Genomic DNA, 3,677 nt, shown 5'->3' on the forward strand with positions numbered 1-3,677 from the left:
ACTTCGCCACGACCGCCATATTAACGATTATCCCCAATGAGATAAGTATCGCCTTTTCTCTATCGGTCTTAAAATATATCATATCCATCCCATTACTTTCAACACTTAATTTATTCCAGTTCAATTATATGAGCAGAACCTATTGCTGTTCATATAGTTATGCTGAGGGCGAGTTGGACAACAGTGTCGATATGGATAGTGAAACCGGTGTAGTATTAAAGAGTTACGCGAGACGACAAACGAAATGCCGTTTCCGATCACCTACATTGCCACATTTGGAATGGTCACAGCCAAAAGGTCCCCGGTTTCCAGCGTACCTTTGGTACTGTCATCTTAACTTCAAGGATCTATGTGGCTGGATACCAGTAAAAAACGGGTCTGCATTGGAAATAAGCAGCATGTAAACAACTTGTGCATAACAAAACAGCCCACTGACAACACTAAAGTCAATGAGCTGTTCCATACTGCTTTGCAACGACCTACTCTCCCGGGAGGGAGCCTTTAGCAACATAACGTGACCGCCCTGCAGTAACCTTCTTATCCACGTCTTTAATTGTCCGTTGTACCGTTTTGTTGTTCTTCCTGTTGGGTTGCTGCTCTTGCGCTGGCGCAGGTCCCTCCTAATTCCCTGCGGCTGCTCTACTCCCGGATTTTATGTACACCACGTTTTTGTCAGCATCCAATGCGGCTCTCACCGCCGTATTTTCATCTTTTTCGATGAAGCGGTAATCTTTAAATAAGCTGTCCCATTTCACTACATATCCCGTAATGTCGATATTAAATAACTTTTTCGCTAGCGGAGCGACCGCTTCTGTGACCTCTTTTTCCGTCATTTCTTTGTTCGTCGTCACCTTATTGCCTTGTTCATTGATCAGACTGACTGCTTTCCCGCTATCCATGTAAATCGTCACCTTGTCGTCCTGAAGCACCCACGTATGCCTCTTCCACTCACTATCGATCTGCGCCTTCGTCATATCAAATTGATGATCGAACGCCGTTTTGCTCGCTTCCGTTGCCGTTTTCAGCAATTTCGGATCAAGTTCTTTCTTGTCAATATCGATCGTCACACCGACGCTGGCATAGTCTTCTGAAATATTAGCAATTACTCGAGTGCGAAAATCTTTCCCGTCTAAATTATAAGTTACATACTCGCCAAGTTTTCCCTTACTACTATCGTAAGACTGTGACTGTGTAACTTCTTTGTTAAACACGTATTTCTTCTTTGAATACGCCCTCTTCAACTGTTCTAATGCTTTGTCTTGAAATTTTTTGCCGACTTTGTCGATTGTCGTCTTGACGGAAACACTCCATATTTTTTCTTTTTTAGGATCGAAGAAAACACCATATTTTCCGTCTGCAGATTGAACCATGACCAGCCCATTCTCAAGTTCGCCGACATCCTCAAGCTTTATCTCTTTCCCCGCAAATTGCTTTACCGCTTTTTGCAGCTTGGCGGCCATCGTTTTGTTGATCTGAACTTTCTTATTATCCGTTTGCTTCTGCTCTTGTGCAGCCTCGGCTCCTGCAGGAATTGGGCCTGCCACGGTAACCAACATACTTGATACGATCATGGACGCTAGAATTGCTTTTTTTACATTCATATTATTTCCTCCTATGTATATATACTTATGTTCTTCTTTCAGCGAAGAATAGAATTCAAGCATGCTAATCTCTACGCTCGGCGTAACCCCAGTGACTTCTAAGCCCCAGGAGCCGCAGCGCTCCCGGATTTTATGTATACCACTTTTTTATTGGCATCCAGCACCGCTCTCACACTTGAGCCATTCTTTTTGGTGAAGTAATAGTCTTTTGTCAGGTTATCCCATTTCACGTTATATCCATTAAGATCGATATTGAACAATTTCTTCGCTAATGGGGCAACCGCTTCTTTTGCCTCTTTTTCTGAAATTCCTTTATTATCCCGTACTTTTATTCCGATCTCATTGATTACGCTATTTATTTTTCCTGTATTGGGATCCGCATAAATCGTAACCTTGTCGTCCCGTAGCATCAATTTTTCTTCTAGTTTATGACCTTGTTTCATTCGCTTAAAATAACCCTGAAGCTGACCCTTCTTCATTTCAAATTTATGATTAAAAGCTGTTTTAACAGCGTCTGTCGCCGTTTTCAACAGTTTCGGATCAAGCTCTTTCTTATCAAAGTCAATTTCGATATAATCGATATGATCTTGTACGATCCAATTTTTGTTCAAGGAAGCGGAGAAATCTTTTCCTCTCAAGTAATACGATATCTCATCTCTCAGCTCTGCTTTTTCATCAGTATACTGGTGCATCACCTCAACTTCGTTCTCAAATGCGTAGTTTTTCTTTGGATACATTCCTTTAAGCAATTTTAGAACCTCTTCTTGATCCTCTTTACTGATTTGATCGATCGTGGCGGTTTGGCCGCCTACCGTCCAGATACGCCCTGTTTCGCTGTCAAACTCTAAAAAATATTTTCCATCTACAGATCGTACTTTTGCCACAGTAGCCGTATTAACGCCAAGCTTGCCTACCTTCTGCAATTCAACATCTTTCCCGGCAAATAACTTTACCGCTTTGTTCAGCTTTTCAGTAAACTTCGGATCCACTTGAACCGTCCAGCGATCCGATTGTTGCTGCTCTTGCTGCTTCTCTTGCGCTGGCGCGGCTCCAGCAGGAATCGGACCTGCCAATGCAGTCAGCATGCCAGATACGACCAATATTGCGACAATCGTTTTTTTCAAATTCATGGTAAATTATCCTATGTAATTACTTGAATATATGCTCACTCATATTATCCTAGCGAAGAAATTGAAAAAAAGCCACACAACATTCTATTAATATTAATTAAGAAAACGTTAATAACTTCATCATTTTAAGCCAATACAACGATGTTACTGCGAACCGCATCGCTCACGAATGAGAAGATGCTGGGCTTCCCGCCGGTCTGGGGTCAAACCCCATAAACATAAACAACCCCCTGAGGAACATTTTATTGCTTAAGTTCCTGCAGAGGGTTGCTGACTTCTCGATATATGTTGTTTTTTGATCATCGTTTTGGCGTTCTTGATCAATTTTTCCTTCGTCAATGTATTTTCTTCGTTTGTTGTTATTTCGAGCTGCCTGCCCTTTTCGAGCCACAGGAGGCTGTTTTGCTTCAGACTAATCATTATCCTTAACAGCTCTATACAAATAGCCTTTTCTGATCGACAAATTGCTTCAGATCAAGACGAGTATATTTCAAAATCAAATTATTTCCTCCATTTGTATACTCCATCTCGATAAGATCTGCTTCCGTCTAATTATATTTTTTCAAATAAACCTTTTTTCCTTTCTTTTTGGCCTCTGCCTTCAATTCTGCAGGAAATGAACGATCAAACGGAGCCCAGATAGATCCTCCCCTTGGCAAAGCTATCCCCTTCTGGCAAGGCGGAAGGCTGTATGAACACCGTCTTCAAGGTAGATGCCTTCTTCATATAGTCCTCATATGTGTCGAAGTCAGGCCTAAGTTCTCCCATGAAGAAAACTCCAGGCCTTTAATAACTTTATTAAGTATTAAGCAAATCAACGATAATCTGCGAACTGCACCGCCTCTTTGCTAACACAAAAATAGCCCACTGACTTATATAAGTCAGTGGGCTATTTACACTTGCTTGGCAACGTCCTACTCTCCCGGGACCCTGCGGTCCAAGTACC

General features: G+C 41.9%; 3 protein-coding genes. All 3 read right to left on the bottom strand.

Annotation, left to right across the window (positions count from 1 at the left end; genetic code table 11):
* Positions 1–620: 620 nt before the first annotated feature.
* The 3 genes from A372_RS0100670 to A372_RS37040 all read right to left on the bottom strand — a co-directional run bounded on the left by A372_RS0100670 (position 621) and on the right by A372_RS37040 (position 3,499).
* A complete protein-coding gene (locus tag A372_RS0100670) occupies positions 621–1,601 on the bottom strand; it encodes a hypothetical protein (protein ID WP_019418928.1) in 981 nt (326 codons plus the stop codon).
* A 98-nt stretch (positions 1,602–1,699) separates the two neighbouring features.
* The gene (locus tag A372_RS0100675) at positions 1,700–2,731 is read right to left on the bottom strand and encodes a hypothetical protein (RefSeq protein ID WP_019418929.1); all 1,032 of its coding nucleotides are present in this window, start codon (positions 2,729–2,731) and stop codon (positions 1,700–1,702) included.
* Between the two features lie 624 nt (positions 2,732–3,355).
* Positions 3,356–3,499 carry a hypothetical protein gene (locus A372_RS37040; RefSeq protein ID WP_019418931.1) on the bottom strand — a complete coding sequence of 48 codons (144 nt, stop codon included), beginning with the start codon at positions 3,497–3,499 and terminating at the stop codon, positions 3,356–3,358.
* Between the last annotated feature and the right edge of the window lie 178 nt (positions 3,500–3,677).

Origin of the sequence: Paenibacillus sp. OSY-SE, assembly GCF_000283315.1 — a bacterium.
Lineage (GTDB): Bacteria > Bacillota > Bacilli > Paenibacillales > Paenibacillaceae > Paenibacillus_B > Paenibacillus_B profundus.